This is a genomic window from Citrobacter sp. Cpa228 (assembly GCF_030333085.1).
GTDB classification, from domain to species: Bacteria; Pseudomonadota; Gammaproteobacteria; order Enterobacterales; family Enterobacteriaceae; genus Citrobacter; species Citrobacter pasteurii.
This window is the reverse complement of sequence record NZ_JAOWGQ010000042.1, coordinates 132,223-145,776: the sequence shown is the minus strand read 5'-3', so window position 1 is coordinate 145,776 and position 13,554 is coordinate 132,223. Positions and strand designations below refer to the sequence as shown.

At 55.6% G+C, this 13,554-nt stretch carries 16 protein-coding genes; all 16 read right to left on the bottom strand.

Going from position 1 to position 13,554, the window contains the following annotated elements; all coding sequences use genetic code 11:
* From OGX91_RS08320 to OGX91_RS08245, 16 genes are read right to left on the bottom strand one after another with little or no spacing between them, the layout of a single operon-like run.
* The gene (locus OGX91_RS08320; protein ID WP_005121552.1) at window positions 1-1,230 is read right to left on the bottom strand and encodes a beta-ketoacyl-ACP synthase; all 1,230 of its coding nucleotides are present in this window, start codon (window positions 1,228-1,230) and stop codon (window positions 1-3) included.
* Window positions 1,227-1,958, bottom strand: coding sequence for a 3-ketoacyl-ACP reductase FabG2 (locus OGX91_RS08315; protein WP_199947402.1), 732 nt, complete (start codon window positions 1,956-1,958; stop codon window positions 1,227-1,229). The genes OGX91_RS08320 and OGX91_RS08315 overlap by 4 nt, the downstream gene beginning before the upstream one ends.
* On the bottom strand, window positions 1,955-2,431 hold the full coding sequence (locus tag OGX91_RS08310; RefSeq protein ID WP_040231676.1) for a hotdog family protein: 477 nt from the start codon (window positions 2,429-2,431) through the stop codon (window positions 1,955-1,957). The genes OGX91_RS08315 and OGX91_RS08310 overlap by 4 nt, the downstream gene beginning before the upstream one ends.
* Window positions 2,428-3,597, bottom strand: coding sequence for a beta-ketoacyl-[acyl-carrier-protein] synthase family protein (locus OGX91_RS08305; protein WP_005121557.1), 1,170 nt, complete (start codon window positions 3,595-3,597; stop codon window positions 2,428-2,430). Before OGX91_RS08305 ends, OGX91_RS08310 begins: the two co-directional genes overlap by 4 nt.
* A gap of 1 nt (window position 3,598) precedes the next feature.
* The gene (locus OGX91_RS08300) at window positions 3,599-4,210 is read right to left on the bottom strand and encodes a DUF3261 domain-containing protein (RefSeq protein ID WP_072041456.1); all 612 of its coding nucleotides are present in this window, start codon (window positions 4,208-4,210) and stop codon (window positions 3,599-3,601) included.
* Window positions 4,207-6,525: an MMPL family transporter gene (locus OGX91_RS08295; RefSeq protein ID WP_286625936.1), complete on the bottom strand. Its 2,319-nt coding sequence runs from the start codon at window positions 6,523-6,525 to the stop codon at window positions 4,207-4,209. Before OGX91_RS08295 ends, OGX91_RS08300 begins: the two co-directional genes overlap by 4 nt.
* Entirely contained in the window at window positions 6,494-7,099 is a 606-nt protein-coding gene (locus tag OGX91_RS08290; protein WP_286625935.1) for a LolA family protein, read from the bottom strand. Before OGX91_RS08290 ends, OGX91_RS08295 begins: the two co-directional genes overlap by 32 nt.
* Entirely contained in the window at window positions 7,096-7,518 is a 423-nt protein-coding gene (locus OGX91_RS08285; protein WP_005121561.1) for an acyl-CoA thioesterase, read from the bottom strand. Before OGX91_RS08285 ends, OGX91_RS08290 begins: the two co-directional genes overlap by 4 nt.
* A gap of 3 nt (window positions 7,519-7,521) precedes the next feature.
* Window positions 7,522-9,213 carry a glycosyltransferase family 2 protein gene (locus tag OGX91_RS08280; RefSeq protein WP_005121562.1) on the bottom strand — a complete coding sequence of 564 codons (1,692 nt, stop codon included), beginning with the start codon at window positions 9,211-9,213 and terminating at the stop codon, window positions 7,522-7,524.
* A complete protein-coding gene (locus tag OGX91_RS08275; RefSeq protein WP_172741969.1) occupies window positions 9,204-9,557 on the bottom strand; it encodes an ApeI family dehydratase in 354 nt (117 codons plus the stop codon). Before OGX91_RS08275 ends, OGX91_RS08280 begins: the two co-directional genes overlap by 10 nt.
* Window positions 9,544-10,905, bottom strand: coding sequence for an AMP-binding protein (locus tag OGX91_RS08270; RefSeq protein WP_005121564.1), 1,362 nt, complete (start codon window positions 10,903-10,905; stop codon window positions 9,544-9,546). The genes OGX91_RS08275 and OGX91_RS08270 overlap by 14 nt, the downstream gene beginning before the upstream one ends.
* A complete protein-coding gene (locus OGX91_RS08265) occupies window positions 10,902-11,483 on the bottom strand; it encodes a COG4648 family protein (RefSeq protein ID WP_040231686.1) in 582 nt (193 codons plus the stop codon). Before OGX91_RS08265 ends, OGX91_RS08270 begins: the two co-directional genes overlap by 4 nt.
* Window positions 11,484-11,489: 6 nt before the next feature.
* On the bottom strand, window positions 11,490-11,741 hold the full coding sequence (locus tag OGX91_RS08260; protein WP_005121566.1) for an acyl carrier protein: 252 nt from the start codon (window positions 11,739-11,741) through the stop codon (window positions 11,490-11,492).
* A gap of 12 nt (window positions 11,742-11,753) precedes the next feature.
* The gene (locus tag OGX91_RS08255) at window positions 11,754-12,011 is read right to left on the bottom strand and encodes a phosphopantetheine-binding protein (protein WP_040231687.1); all 258 of its coding nucleotides are present in this window, start codon (window positions 12,009-12,011) and stop codon (window positions 11,754-11,756) included.
* Window positions 11,992-12,807 carry a lysophospholipid acyltransferase family protein gene (locus OGX91_RS08250; protein WP_286625929.1) on the bottom strand — a complete coding sequence of 272 codons (816 nt, stop codon included), beginning with the start codon at window positions 12,805-12,807 and terminating at the stop codon, window positions 11,992-11,994. Before OGX91_RS08250 ends, OGX91_RS08255 begins: the two co-directional genes overlap by 20 nt.
* On the bottom strand, window positions 12,804-13,526 hold the full coding sequence (locus tag OGX91_RS08245) for a beta-ketoacyl synthase chain length factor (RefSeq protein ID WP_286625927.1): 723 nt from the start codon (window positions 13,524-13,526) through the stop codon (window positions 12,804-12,806). Before OGX91_RS08245 ends, OGX91_RS08250 begins: the two co-directional genes overlap by 4 nt.
* Between the last annotated feature and the right edge of the window lie 28 nt (window positions 13,527-13,554).

The window sequence follows — 13,554 nt, the reverse complement described above, 5'->3', positions numbered from 1 at the left end:
TCACGGCCAACGTTTGATGATGATAGAAGTATTGATGCCGCCAAACGCAAAGTTATTGCTCTGCAAAAACTCGCAATCAATCTTGCGGGCTTCACCCATAATGTAATCCAGCGCGCCACAATTGGCATCTGGCTGACTCAAATTCAGCGTAGGCGCAAACCAGCCTTCACGCATCATTTGCAGACTCATCCAGGCCTCAAGTGCGCCACAAGCGCCAAGGGTATGCCCAAAATAGCTTTTAAGCGAGGATAGCGGCACATTATCACCATAAATTGCGGCAGTCGCCTGACTTTCTGCAATATCGCCACGATCGGTTGCGGTACCGTGCGCTGAAATATAGCCGATATCCCGGCTGCTAATACCGGCCATGCTCAGCGATTTTTCCATGCAAATCTGCATTGTCTCACGCTGTGGCTGGGTGATATGGGCAGCATCGCAGTTAGTGGCAAAGCCGACGATTTCACCGTAAATCGTTGCTCCGCGCGCTTTAGCGTGTTCCAACTCTTCCAGCACCAGCGTACCAGCACCTTCCCCGATGACCAGACCATCGCGTTTTTCATCGAATGGGGAGGGGGTGGTTTTCGGTTCGTCGTTGCGCTGGCTGGTGGCGAACAGCGTATCAAATACGGCGGCTTCGGAAGGGCACAGTTCTTCTGCACCGCCGGCAACCATCACCGTTTGATAACCGTGTCGGATGGCTTCCCATGCGTAACCAATTGCCTGGCTACCGGAGGTGCAGGCGCTGGATGTCGGGATGACTCGCCCACGCAGGCCGAAAAACAATCCGGTGTTAACAGCCGTGGTGTGCGGCATCATTTGCACGTAGGTCGTGCCGGTGATGTTATTGGTGTGCTTCTCGGTCAGCATGGTCGCGAACTCACTCACCGGCCCGGTGCTGCCTGTGGAGGAACCGTATGCTATTCCGGTTTCACCGTTGGTCAGTACCCGATCGCCAATCAGTCCGGCCTGTTCTAACGCCAGTTCCGATGCGCGAGTGGACATCAGCGACACGCGACCCATGGCGCGAATGCGCTTGCGGGTATAGTGTTCCGGCAGAGTGAAGTTGTCGATCGGCGCACCCAACAGCGTGTGCAGTCCGTCATAAACCTGCCACTCCGGCATTTTGCGTACCGCATTTTCATACGCCAATAGCCTGGCGGAGACATCCTGCCAGTTTTCCCCAAAGGCGGTGACGCCGCCCATGCCTGTAATCACGACACGACGTGTCATAACATCCCTCCATTGATGGAAATCACCTGGCGAGTGACATAGCCCGCCACATCCGACATTAAATAACTGGCAAGCCCGGCCACTTCTTCAGCCTGACCTATCCGTTTCATGGGGATCATCGACATCGCCTCTTTCAATGCGGCTTCTTCCATCTCGATCATCCCGGTATCAATCAGCCCTGGTGCAATGCAGTTTACGGTAATTTTGCGTTTTGCCAGTTCGATGGCCAGCGCTTTGGTGGCGCCAATAATACCGGCTTTTGCTGCACTGTAATTAACCTGACCGCGGTTGCCCATCACGCCGGATACTGAAGACAGTGTGATGATACGCCCCCCCTGGCGTGCGCTAATCATCGGCATAATGCACGGATGAATGACGTTGTAAAAGCTGTCGAGGTTAGTGTGGATCACCGCATCCCAGTCGTTATCGCTGAGCGCAGGGAAGGCGGCATCACGCGTCACTCCGGCGTTGCTGACAATGCCGTACCATGCGCCGTTAATCTCAATATCGTGCTCCAGTACTTCACGGCACTGCTCGCGATTGGCAACGTCAAACGCCAACAGACGCCCTGCGCCGCCAGCGGCGAGGATAGCCTCCAGCGTGTCTTGTGCACCTTGCGTATCGCGATGATAGTGCACGCCGACCACAAAGCCATCTGCCGCCAGTTGTCTGGCGATGGCGCGACCGATACCTTTGCTGGCACCCGTAACTAAAACTGAACGACTCATGTGGACGCTCCTTGTTGAAATAGCGTGTTAATTTCTTCTGTTGTCGGCTGGAAGGTGTTGACGCGACCGGTTGCCAGCGTCGTGTTGTCTGCCTGAATGACGCATTCAAAGCTACCGAATCGTGCATCCTGCATCAGCAATTTGACATGAATGCTCAGCCTCTTCCCGGCAGGCAGAACACCCGCAGCACAGACTAACTCGCGTGCGCCCAGCACCATACCTAATGCAATACTCGCCTGACCTTGTTGCTGGCGGTGCCAACCAGACCAGACGCCAATGGTCTGCGCCATTAATTCCAGTGCGAACCAGCCGGGCAGATTGCCATCGGGGTCGAGGAAAGGAGCCAGTACGCTGTTTGCCGATACTGTTACGTGGCAGGTGGCGGTTTCGTCCGCCACACTGACGACCTCTTCAAGGAGTAGCATCGGCGCGTCATGCGGTAAATAGTCGCCCGGTGATAAATAGTGGCTCATGAGATTCTCCCGAGCAGGATGCTGGCATTATTACCGCCGAAGGCGAACGAGTTAGATAAGATTACCGGGCGAGTCAGCGGCTGCGGCTGTTCAATGATGCCGCAGGGTGGCAATGTTTCATCGCGCGGCGACTGGCTAAAATCCTGCGGTGGCAGGGGCAGGTTGCGTTGCAGAATCAGCATACTGATTGCTGCTTCGGTGATCCCCGCCGCGCCCAGCGTGTGCCCGGTCAGGTGTTTGGTTGAACTGCATGGGACCGTGTCGCCAAATAGCGTGCTTACGACGTTGGACTCAATCTGATCGTTTAGCGGAGTGGCCGTTCCGTGCAGATTGATATAGCCCACGTGTTCCGGTGTCATTCCTGCGTCGTTAAGCGCCTGGCCTATGGCGCGAATGGCACCTTCTCCCTGCGGATGGGGAGCCGAAATATGGTATGCATCGCTGGATTCGCCGACGCCCAGCAGCGCAATGGGCTGTGGCTCGCGGGTTAATACCATCAATGCGGCGCCTTCGCCGATGGTGATCCCATTGCGGTCGCGGCCAAACGGCTGACATCGCGTTGGGGAGAGCGATTCCAGACTGTGGAAACCGTTGATGGGCATCCGACTTAGCGTATCGGCACCGCCGACAATGGCAATATCCACCAGACCAGATTCGATTAAGCGACGCCCGCTCATGATAGCCCGTGCACTGGACGAGCAGGCGGTTGAGAGCGTAAAGGCCGGGCCATCCAGCGCCAGCCAGTGGCTAAGAAAACGCGACGGATCGCCCAGTTCCTGCTGCGGGTAGCGCCAGTCGGTGCTCTCTTTGTCGTTGAGCATCAGATCAACGTGAACGTCACCTTCATCCAGACCGGAGGTGCTGGTGCCGAGAACGACAGCAATACGATCGCGACCAAACCGGGCGATAGCGTCATCCACCTGTGGCTGGATTTGTGCCAGTGCTGCCAGCAGTAGCTGGTTATTGCGCGAACGATGTGCGCTAAATTGCTGAGGGATCGCGGGTAGATCACCGTCAACGCCTGCTAATACGGCGGGTGGGTGTCCTTGCAGCCAGTTCGCGCGCGGACGCATTCCCGGCGCGATGCCACGTGTGAGGTTGGCGGCGATTTCATCGGTGTTATTGCCTAACGCGTTAATCATGCCAACGGCAGAAATGTAGATCATCTCAGTCACCCAGGTATTGAATGGTGATGTGGTATTTAAATACGTGCTGTTCAATGCTGATCGGTTCGCGTTTTCCTTTGCGATTCAGATACGTGATTTCCGTGACCAGTTTGCCACTGCTATTGCGCAGTTCACGTGTATCGCCCGTATCGACGAGCGTCCAGCCTTGAGGTAATTGCGGTTGCCAGGCGCTAATTGGCCAATGACTGAGCATCACGTCAGCCAGCACCTGACTGGCGGGCGGCAGTTGCGGAACGATGATCGATTGTTCGGTGTGCAATCCTTTTTCATCGTAAGTCACGAGGAACAGGCGAATGCCAACTGATGACAGCCCGGCCAGTGTGATTTTCTTATCATCAGCATTAAGCATGACCAACAGCGACTGAGTTTTGCCGTTAAAACTTCCGGTCAGCAGCTGTTGTGAATTCACCGCGGGAGAAATCCCCGGAGCAGGTAGCGTCACACGGCTGCCCGGTGCGAGCCAGGCTTGCGGGCGGCCTTGCTGTTCCGGCTGTGTGTGGCTGCAACCGGCAAGAACCAGTGCGGCGAGCGCCATCATTAACGGCCTGATAAGGCGAATCCGCCACCCGGCAAAAAATGTCGATAACATCATCTTTTCTTCTTCTCTCTTTTCGTTGGCATCGCCAGGGGTGACAGCAAAAATGCAGTGAAAATACCGCTCACCAATACAATGCCAAAACTGCTGATTGCCTGAGTGGCGCTAAAGACCAGCATGCCGAGCGTCAGGAGCGTGGTCATCATCGCCAGTGTGATAGCCAGTAGCGACGTCAGTGGCGTACCGCGTGGATTACTGAAAAACAGCGTATAGTTAATGCCAATCCCCAGCACCAGCACCAGTGCCAGCAGCGAGAACAGGTTGAGCGCATGACCACTCAGAGCCAGTACCGCCAGACCACAACCTAAAGACAGCACCGAGGGGACCAGGCTAATAAAGCCCTTACGCCAGCCAAGTCGAATGACGGCGCCACAGGCAATTACCGCCAGCGCAACGCATAGCAAGCCCGTCAGAATATAGCGATAAAGGGCAAACAGATTGTCAAAGCTGCTCTTACGATCCACCCACGCAACGCCGGAATATTTCGTGCTGAGCGTGTTTAAAGCATCACTTTGTTTCACTCCTGCAACGGGAACCAGCACGCTGCTTTCACCATCCGCCAGCGACAGCCACAGTAAGCGCCAGCCTTCACTGGCCGGGCTGGAAAGCCAGACATCGACGGTGACCGGCATGGCGCTAAGATCGGGTTTCACCGTTGCCAGTCCGGCGCTGTTTAAGGCCTTTGTGACGGCGGGCGCGGCATCTTTTAACAGGGTGAGATCCTGCTGCTGCCGGGCGAGCGAATTTAACGGAATAGTGCGATATCCGCTGAGTAATCCGTCTTTTTTTGCCTCTTCCAGCGCGGAAGTAAAGGCTTCCAGTCGCTCCAGCGTTTGTTGAGCGGATTTGCCGTACACGACAAACCACTTCTGGTCGACGCTTTGCCCGGTCAGGGCGGTAATCGCTTTTTCCTGAGCGAGAATGCCCTGCGGCAGCGCCTGTAACTGTGAGATATCATCGTCTACGCGTAGCGTCGCCATGCCTGCCAACGAGAACACCGCCAGCGCCACCGGTAGGCCAACGGATAATTTCTTATTCCGCCGCCAGGCGGCAAGCCAGCGTAGCATGAGTACCATTGCCGGAACCGGGCGCACCGGTAACCTGTGACACAACCATGGATGCCAGAAAATGACCGTCAGGCACGAGGCACTCAGACCCACCGCCGCGAATACCGCCATCTGGCGAATACCGGGGAAGGGGGCCAGCATCATAATCAGATAAGCCGCCACGGTAGTGAGTAGTGCCAGGAGCAGGGCATTGCGTACTTTGGCAAGGCTTTGCCATGGTGATGTTTCTGCACCGTGCACCATCCGTTCGGTTAAATAGTAGAGCGTATAGTCGGCGGAAATACCGATGATGCTCATGCTCATCACCAGCGTCATCAGATGGAGTTCGCCAAAAATCAGCAACGTGACGACGGTTCCCGCCAGCGCGCCAATACCAATTGAAATCAGGCACAGCAGCAGCGGACGCAGTGAACGAAACACGGCCACGATGAGCAGGATCACCCCGATTACGGTCGCTATGCCGAGGGTCGAGATATCCTGTTTCGCCTGCTGGCTGGCGTAATCGCTGTAGAACAGCGTACCGCGAGACAGCAATTGTGCCTGCGGATAGTGGGCTTTGAACTCACCTTCCAGCGTATTCAGCGTGGTGACCAATTGGTGCGTCTGTTGCATATCAAACGATGAGCCGGTCAGCTCGCCATGTAACAGATACCAGTAGTTGCCCTGCTCGTCCTGAGTGACCAGCCAACCGTCCATCAGGCGCAAACGCTGCCCATTTTTAGCCATGGCCAACTGCGAGCCGCGCATCAGCATGAGGGGATCGTTTTGCAACTCTTTGCCGCTGACGCCGGAGAACGCGGAGTATAGCTGGGACAGGATCCACTGGGCCTGGGCTTCGCCGCCGTTTTGCAGACGAGTGCGGGTATCGTTATCTATCAGGCCGTTACGGTGTTTCCAGAAGAAAGCGCCCCATGCCTGCTGGCTGTCGGCGTCCATCGGGCCTTTCACCTGGGCCAGCGCGTGCGATTTTTGCAGTAGCGTCAGCCAGTCGTGGGCCGCCGACGGGTTCGGTTGCTTACCGGGGCTCACCAGCCAGACCAGCTGCCGGTCGAGGCGTTGCATAAAGCCCTCGTTCAGGCTCGGTGGAATGTCGCCCATTGCCTGTTTTGGCAGCATGGCCAGCACGCTGCTATTGAGCCTGGCCTGCGGGAGTAGCGTCAACAAGACGCCCAGCATAATCAGGCAGGCGAGCCCCCATAATAGCGCAGGACGTTTACTGGGCGGCAAAGCGTTGGCGTTCATCATCGGTCAGTTGCGCTGGCGTCAGTTGGTGTTGGGAAAGCGCGATAGCGGTGCGATCGCCCTGTTTGTCATTGAGCTGAATGCTCTCCAGGTAGGTCTTGCCGGCTAAATCAATCGTCGCGAAAATCTTATCCAGCGGCGTGGTGATTGGCGTCAGGCGTAACGTCCAGCGCCCCTCCCCTACGTCGGTAAAGGCCACGTGGAAGTTTTGCTCCAGCACCTTACGATCCGCCTGGAATAATGCACGTAGCAGATGATTGAACTGGAACATTTGCGGGTTGTTTTCGGCGGTGATGGTCTGCGGTGGCTGACCGTTAATCACCTGAACCATCCGCTTATCATCAAGCAACAGTTGCATCGGGAACGGCGCGGTTTGGTCCCACAACAGACCCTGGTCACGGGCGATCAGCATTTTGCCCTGAGACCGCAGCGGCTGCGGCAGATCTTTTATCGTCCGGGTTTGATCGAAATGGGCGCGAACGACCGGCTGTTCGGTAAAACGCTGTTGCAGGTCATCAAGCGTCAGGGCGCTCACAAAAGGGCTGATGAGCAGCACCAACAATGGCCATAATTTCATGGCGTCACTCCCATTCGTTCAAACAAAATGTCCGGGCTGACAAAGCACAGCTCACGGCTTTTTTCATCCACGGCGACCTGGATGGTATAGCCCGTTGTGGCGCGTTTTCCTGTTTCAGCATCGAAAATGTCGTAGTCGATACGCAGGCGATTTTCGAACTCTTTAATACGGGCACGCACACGGATACGCTGCTCGAAAGTCAGGGTGTTGCGATACTTTACCCGCGTGTCGACCACGGGCCACAGATAGCCAGATTCTTTCATCTGCCGATAACCGTAATTGAATTGGTTCAGCAGTGCCTCGCGGGCAATCTCGAAATAGCGGAAGTAGTTGCCATGCCACGCTACACCCATCATATCGACGTCGTGAAACGGAATAGTCAGCTCGACTTCAGCCGTAAAGCGGGGATCGTTAAGCACCCTTTACTCCTTGTCTTTGGTGTCCGGCAGCTGCCAGAAATCGAAAAAGTTAAACCAGTCGAGTGGCGACTGAAGTGCATAGTGCTCAAGACGTTCGGCATAGCGATCGACGGTATTCTGTAATGCCTGTTGTCGGGTGGCTCGCGGCAAGAGCAGCGGGTCAGCAAATGGTTCGCAGTGGATGCGTAGTTTCTCCTGCTGGCGCAGGGCGAAAATCAGATCCACCGGACAGCGTAAAATAGACGCAAGAATGAACGGGCCCTGTGGGAATGGCGCAACTTGCCCCATAAAGCGGCTCCAGCAGACACGCCATTCGCCGCCACGTTGGGTAGTGACTGCGATGCGATCGCCAACGATGGCTATCCATTCGCCACGATCCAGTTTCTCTTTGAGCAGAATGGCGGTATCCGGGCCAATATCGTTCACCGGTAGCAGGTTTAACCCAGCCTGCGGGGCCATCTCTTCCATAATTTGTTTAAAGCGTTGGGCGTTATCGCTAAATACCAGCGCATTGATTGTTTTACTGCCCTGTAGCTGGGCCAGTGCCCGACAGGCTTCGACGTCGCCCAAATGTGAGGCCAGCAGCAGTTTTCCTCGCGGGTCGCTGACATTTAGCGTCTCTTCTGCGCCTGGTGCAAAAACAACATCGCGGCCGACATGCAGCTCACCGCGCCAGCTGGCAATCTTATCCAGCATTGCGCTGCCAAAACGCAGGAAATGCTGATAACTGGTCAGGTTTGACGGTACTGGCATCCGGCGTGCGATCAGCTGCGCCCGTACGCGGCGAATCCAGCTCTGAGAGGCTTTTCGGGCAGTTGATGCGGTGAGCCAGTAAACGCCGACTACCGGATACAGTAGCAGGGAGAAGGCTTTGCGACCGAGTAAACGCCAGACCAGCAGCATCAGACGCATTCCCCACAGCCCTTTGACTTCCTGCTGCTGCGCCCAGTGTGTTGATGAACGACGAAAAAGCAGGGCGGGGATGCGCGGCAACATGCCAAAAAACAGGCGAGTGTGCATTAATGAAATGCGCAGATTGTCTTTGAGCGCGTCGAAATGGGATAGCCCGTCCTGCGGATAGATGACTCGCGTGGGGATAAAATAGCTGGGGTTGCCTTGCCAGTAGAGGCGCACCATTACTTCGGTATCAAAATCCATTCGTTTGCCGAGCGTCACGCGCTGTGCCAGTTGCCGTGTTGGTGCCACCGGATACACCCGGAAGCCGCACATGCTGTCTTTTAGCTGCAACGAAAGCGTTTCTATCCACACCCAGATGTGGGTTACCCAGCGTCCGTACAGGCGCGAGCGAGGGACAGAATCATCGTAAATCGGTTGCCCGGAAATGAGCGCTGCCGGATGTTCTTTTGCCAATGCAAGCAGCCTGGGAATATCTTCAATGGCATGCTGACCGTCGGCATCGACCTGCACGGCATGACTGAAACCGGCATCTGCCGCCGCCTGAATTCCACTAATCACCGCCGCGCCTTTGCCTGCGTTGACCGGCAGGCGAATTAACGTCAGATTGCTGTATTCTGCCGCCAGGCGTGCCAGTTGATCTTGTGTGGCCTTGTCGCTGCCATCGTCCACCACAATGCAGGGGAGATTGAATGGCTGAAGACGATCCAAAACGCCCGACATCATCGCGCCGTGGTTATAGCAGGGGATCAACACGCAGGGGGAAAACGTCAGCGGCATAACCGAATCTTCCCGCTGCTGGCGGTATGGCGCGCTTCACCGTCGTGGCGCTGATAACTAAAAGAGAGCATCTGACGTTCTTCCTGCCAGCTCAGACTCAGGGTGACGGTGGTTCCAGGCAATAGCGGTGACTGGAACTTCACATTCTGAATACTGTGAAAACGCCAGCCAGGAACCAGCAACGTGGTGGCGTAATGCATCGCCCAATCCAGCTGTGCAACGCCTGGCAGTAGTGGCTGCACGGCAAAATGCCCGCTGAACCAAAACAGCGAAGGGTCGAGATGTAAAACAATCTCAGCCTGTTGAGGCTGTGCCTGATGGCGCTCGATTTCATGGGGTTTCATGAAATAACTCCTGTAATTGCGCATAGACACGCTTGTTCATACTGTTGACCGGAATCTCATCAATCACCCGCCAGTAGCGGGGAACGGCGACCGGCTCCAGCCAGGGCAACAGCGAACGTCGCCAGGTCAGTTCTTGCGGTTTTCCTCCGCACGCGAGCCAGCGTTGATGGGCTTTGTCATCCAGTACCAGCAGGACGCCAACGCCCTGGCGCCCCCCGCGTGAGACCGGCAATGCCGCGACATCACGGATACCGTCCAGTGCCAGCAAGCGTTGCTCCACTTCGCTGAGTGAAATGCGTTTCTCTTCAATCTTGACGACTCGCCCGCGCCTGCCCATCAGGCGAAACTGACCGTTTTCGGTAAATTGCAGAATATCATCGAGCAACAGGCCATCATCAGCGGCAATTAGCGGTGAAAATACGCGAAACGCATCATTTTCTGGCTGAAATCTGACGCCGGGAAAAGGCCGCCATGCCACATCATCTTGATGGCGATAACGCCACGCAAGGATCCCGGTTTCAGTGCTGCCGTAGATCTCATCGGGCCAGACATTCAGCCAGTCAGCAGCCTGCGCGACGTCCTGCCAGGGCAGCATACCGCCCGCAGACAGAATCAGTTCGACCGGCGGCGGTGCCAGGTGGTGGTCGAGGCGTTTCAGAAACGCCGGACTGCTGATAAACGCATACCGATGCTCATGGCTCAGCGCCGCCAGTTGTTCGGCATACCAAAGCATTGCCGCGTGCAGCGGCAGACCTAAGGCCATCGGCAAGAAGATACGAAACGTCAGACCATACAGATGTTGCGGAACCACTGACGCGACCACCCGGCAACCTGCGAGGCGATCGGCAAAGCGTGTCGCGAGCAATGCCGCTTCGCTATCCAGACGAGCGATCGGTTTGATCACGCGTTTCGGCTGGCCGGTCGAACCGGAAGTGAACAGCTCCACAAAGGCATCGCTGCGTATTGCCGGAAACGTGATGTCGTGGGTTACGGATGCCATGGCAGAACTGACCACCCGCAGTGTCCCCTGCCATTCCAGCGCTTTATCGCTCAGTACGCCGTCAAACAGCCTGTGCTGCTCGTTTAACAACGAAACGCGACAGTGCCCTGGGATCACCGGCGTTTTGCCAGCATGGAGCGTGGCCAGCAGCGCGACGATAAATAAATAGCTGTTCTCGAAGCACAATGCCCAGCGTTCACCTTCCTGCTGCTGCAGGTACGTTATCAACTGGGCCACATCATGGCGCAGATGACCCAGCGTCCAGGTATGCTCTTCCTGCCACGCAACAGGGACGTCGTTCGGGCGTGGGTCACAGAGCCATTGAGCAAGTGTGAGGGGCTGCTTCATTGGGTATCTCGTTTTATCACCAGCTGGCGAACTAACCACTCGCCGGCCATCAATGTTCCCATCAGCAGATAGGAAACCATACCGTTCCAGGTCGTCCACAGGGTCATATCGCCATTCAGTGCGGTAAAGAGCGCAACGCTGCCGTTGATGATGAAAAAGGCGCACCAGATTTGTGTCACACGGCGTGTGTAGCGTACTCCTGCCTCGGGCAGATTTGGGTCGCGCAGCCGCGCCAGGCGTTCAACAATGGGCATCGCGGACCACAGAGAGCCACCAAATACCGACAGCATGACGCCGTTTACCACTACCGGGTAAAACAGCAGCAACTGATGCGTTTTGAGCAGATAACTGGCAATGCACAACGTGATACCCGCGACCGCCACGACCTGTGTCACGACGCGCAACGGCCCCGCCTGTCGCCGGGTCTGGCGAAAGCGTAAAAAAAGGAGTAGCGCCATCAACGGTAGCAACCAGTGCAGACTGTTATGCGCAAGGCCAAACCAGATCAAAAACGGCCAGGCCAACAACAGTAGGCCTGTTAGCAGTTGTACGACTGGCAGCGAGCGAGTGCCCGACACGGTGAATTACGCTTCTTTGAGAAGGCGTTCTACCGCGTCGACGACATCTTGTACGGTGCGTACTGCTTTGAACTCTTCCGGCTTGATTTTCTTGCCGGTTTTCTTTTGCAGATGCACGATCATGTCGACGGCGTCGATGCTGTCGAGTTCCAGATCTTCGTACAGGCGCGCCTCAGGCTTAATGTCCTGCGGGTCGACTTCAAACAGCTTGACCAGCAGTGAGGAGACTTCTTCGTAAATGGCTTTTTGTTCGGTCATAACGGACTATCCTCAGGCACGTTGCGCGTGAATGAACGATGCCAGCGTGGCGACGGAGAAGAAGTGCTGGCGCATTTCTTCGCTCTCTGCTGAGAGGGCCACGCCATACTCGTTTTTCACCGCCAGCCCCAGCTCCAGGGCGTCGATTGAGTCCAGACCTAATCCATCGCCAAAGAGTGCCGCTTCGGTATCAATATCGTCGGCTGTCAGTTCGTCGAGATTCAATGTCGTTATAATGAGGTTTTTGATTTCAAGATAAAGCGCTTGCATCATTAATTCCTGAAAGAGGTAAAGTACCTGGTTGTAATTGAAGCAAAAGATGCCGGTTCAACTGCCTTGCGGCCAGCGCCGGTTCTTGTGAATTTGCGTCGTAAAATTGGTCGATCTTAACCCGTTCGTGTACTGAAATGGTAAACATGGGCTTTATCGATGGGACGTCGTACCATTTGCTTTCTTTATCCAGCATTTGTTCGCTGCAGTTTATGGTTACGATGCGTAAATCGCTGCTGCAGCGTACGGCGATATTCGCCGCGCCACGCTGTAACGTCATTTCCTCTCCGGGGCGTGTACGGGTTCCCTCGGGGAAAATTAAAATGGTATCGCCTTGTTCCAGACGTTGCTGGCACGCGGGTAACAGTGCATCAGCCTGACTGTTAATTAGATAATCTGCTGCCCGAACCACGCCGCCAAGAAACGGATTTTTTAGTAATGCGCTTTTCACCAGACAGTCGGTTTCTGGCATGACCGAGGCCAGTAGCACGTAGTCGATGAGCGTCGGGTGATTGGCGACGACCAGACACCCTTGTTCGTTGCGTAAAATGTCTCGTCCTGCAATCTGGTAATCCAGCACGCCAAGTCGTTTCACCACCGTTAAAAAGAGGCGAAAACTGGCAGCAATGCTGCGTCTGGCGATACGCCGACGTCGGGTTTTATCCCATACTGCGATGAGCAATACGTTAAACCAGACAGTAGAAAGGAGGAGCCCGCCGAGGCCAAACAGGGCAAAGCAAAAACCGGTCATCACCAGTCGCCATACCCAATTAAGCCGCAGGAAAATCGTGTTCATCCCTGACTCCACTGCCACTGCACGCGCTCGCCTGGTAGGGTAAACGCCGCGGTATCTTGCAAATAATGTTGTAAAAACAACAGGCCTTGCGGCAATGGCGTCTCACCTTGCGCGCAGTGTGGACGGGTTTCGCATTGCCAGCGATCACCGGATTCAATAACCAGCGCGACGGCAAACGGCCATGTCGGCATATCAGGCGGCAACTGTGGATGATAAAACTCGGGAAGAAAACCGTCGAAATCGACCATCAATACGCGCTGATATCCCGCCTGCAACAGCCCGATGACTTCGCATAGCCCCTGCTGGAACGTATCCCTGCCAGCGGAAAGCGAGGAGGAGACAATCGGCTTTTTCGCGGCGATGGTCAGGTTTCCCACAGCAGAATTATGCACGGAGAGGGCAAAATCGGTCGGTGAGAGTGCCTGCTCAGTCGCAAGGGCGTGCAGGATCCTGTAGTTACGCTCCAGTTCACCATGGCGGCTGGTGTACAACACGGCATCGATATCATGACGGCGTAGCATCGTCAGCCCGCAATCAACGGCCAGTTTGCTACCGGAGCTGAGGCGGCGAGCCGTCATCATCGGTAACTCGCTGAGTTTAGCCAATGGCGCGGTGGGATCGATGGCGTGCGAAAACCGTGACCATTCATGCCACTGTTCTGTTTCGCTTAATCCTGGCGCCTTGGCCTGCCAGTCGATAATGTTGAAAGCAAATTTCATCAACGCGTATCCGCGGTAAATCGGTTGT

What these genes read in the sequence shown, in the direction of transcription:
- OGX91_RS08295 (WP_286625936.1), bottom strand. Translation starts at nt 6,525, where the DNA reads ATGATGAACGCCAACGCTTTGCCGCCCAGTAAACGTCCTGCGCTATTA.
- OGX91_RS08250 (WP_286625929.1), bottom strand. Translation starts at nt 12,807, where the DNA reads ATGAACACGATTTTCCTGCGGCTTAATTGGGTATGGCGACTGGTGATG.
- OGX91_RS08280 (WP_005121562.1), bottom strand. Translation starts at nt 9,213, where the DNA reads ATGCCGCTGACGTTTTCCCCCTGCGTGTTGATCCCCTGCTATAACCAC.
- OGX91_RS08300 (WP_072041456.1), bottom strand. Translation starts at nt 4,210, where the DNA reads ATGATGTTATCGACATTTTTTGCCGGGTGGCGGATTCGCCTTATCAGG.
- OGX91_RS08290 (WP_286625935.1), bottom strand. Translation starts at nt 7,099, where the DNA reads ATGAAATTATGGCCATTGTTGGTGCTGCTCATCAGCCCTTTTGTGAGC.
- OGX91_RS08315 (WP_199947402.1), bottom strand. Translation starts at nt 1,958, where the DNA reads ATGAGTCGTTCAGTTTTAGTTACGGGTGCCAGCAAAGGTATCGGTCGC.
- OGX91_RS08275 (WP_172741969.1), bottom strand. Translation starts at nt 9,557, where the DNA reads ATGAAACCCCATGAAATCGAGCGCCATCAGGCACAGCCTCAACAGGCT.
- OGX91_RS08255 (WP_040231687.1), bottom strand. Translation starts at nt 12,011, where the DNA reads ATGCAAGCGCTTTATCTTGAAATCAAAAACCTCATTATAACGACATTG.
- OGX91_RS08320 (WP_005121552.1), bottom strand. Translation starts at nt 1,230, where the DNA reads ATGACACGTCGTGTCGTGATTACAGGCATGGGCGGCGTCACCGCCTTT.
- OGX91_RS08270 (WP_005121564.1), bottom strand. Translation starts at nt 10,905, where the DNA reads ATGAAGCAGCCCCTCACACTTGCTCAATGGCTCTGTGACCCACGCCCG.
- OGX91_RS08310 (WP_040231676.1), bottom strand. Translation starts at nt 2,431, where the DNA reads ATGAGCCACTATTTATCACCGGGCGACTATTTACCGCATGACGCGCCG.
- OGX91_RS08245 (WP_286625927.1), bottom strand. Translation starts at nt 13,526, where the DNA reads ATGAAATTTGCTTTCAACATTATCGACTGGCAGGCCAAGGCGCCAGGA.
- OGX91_RS08260 (WP_005121566.1), bottom strand. Translation starts at nt 11,741, where the DNA reads ATGACCGAACAAAAAGCCATTTACGAAGAAGTCTCCTCACTGCTGGTC.
- OGX91_RS08305 (WP_005121557.1), bottom strand. Translation starts at nt 3,597, where the DNA reads ATGATCTACATTTCTGCCGTTGGCATGATTAACGCGTTAGGCAATAAC.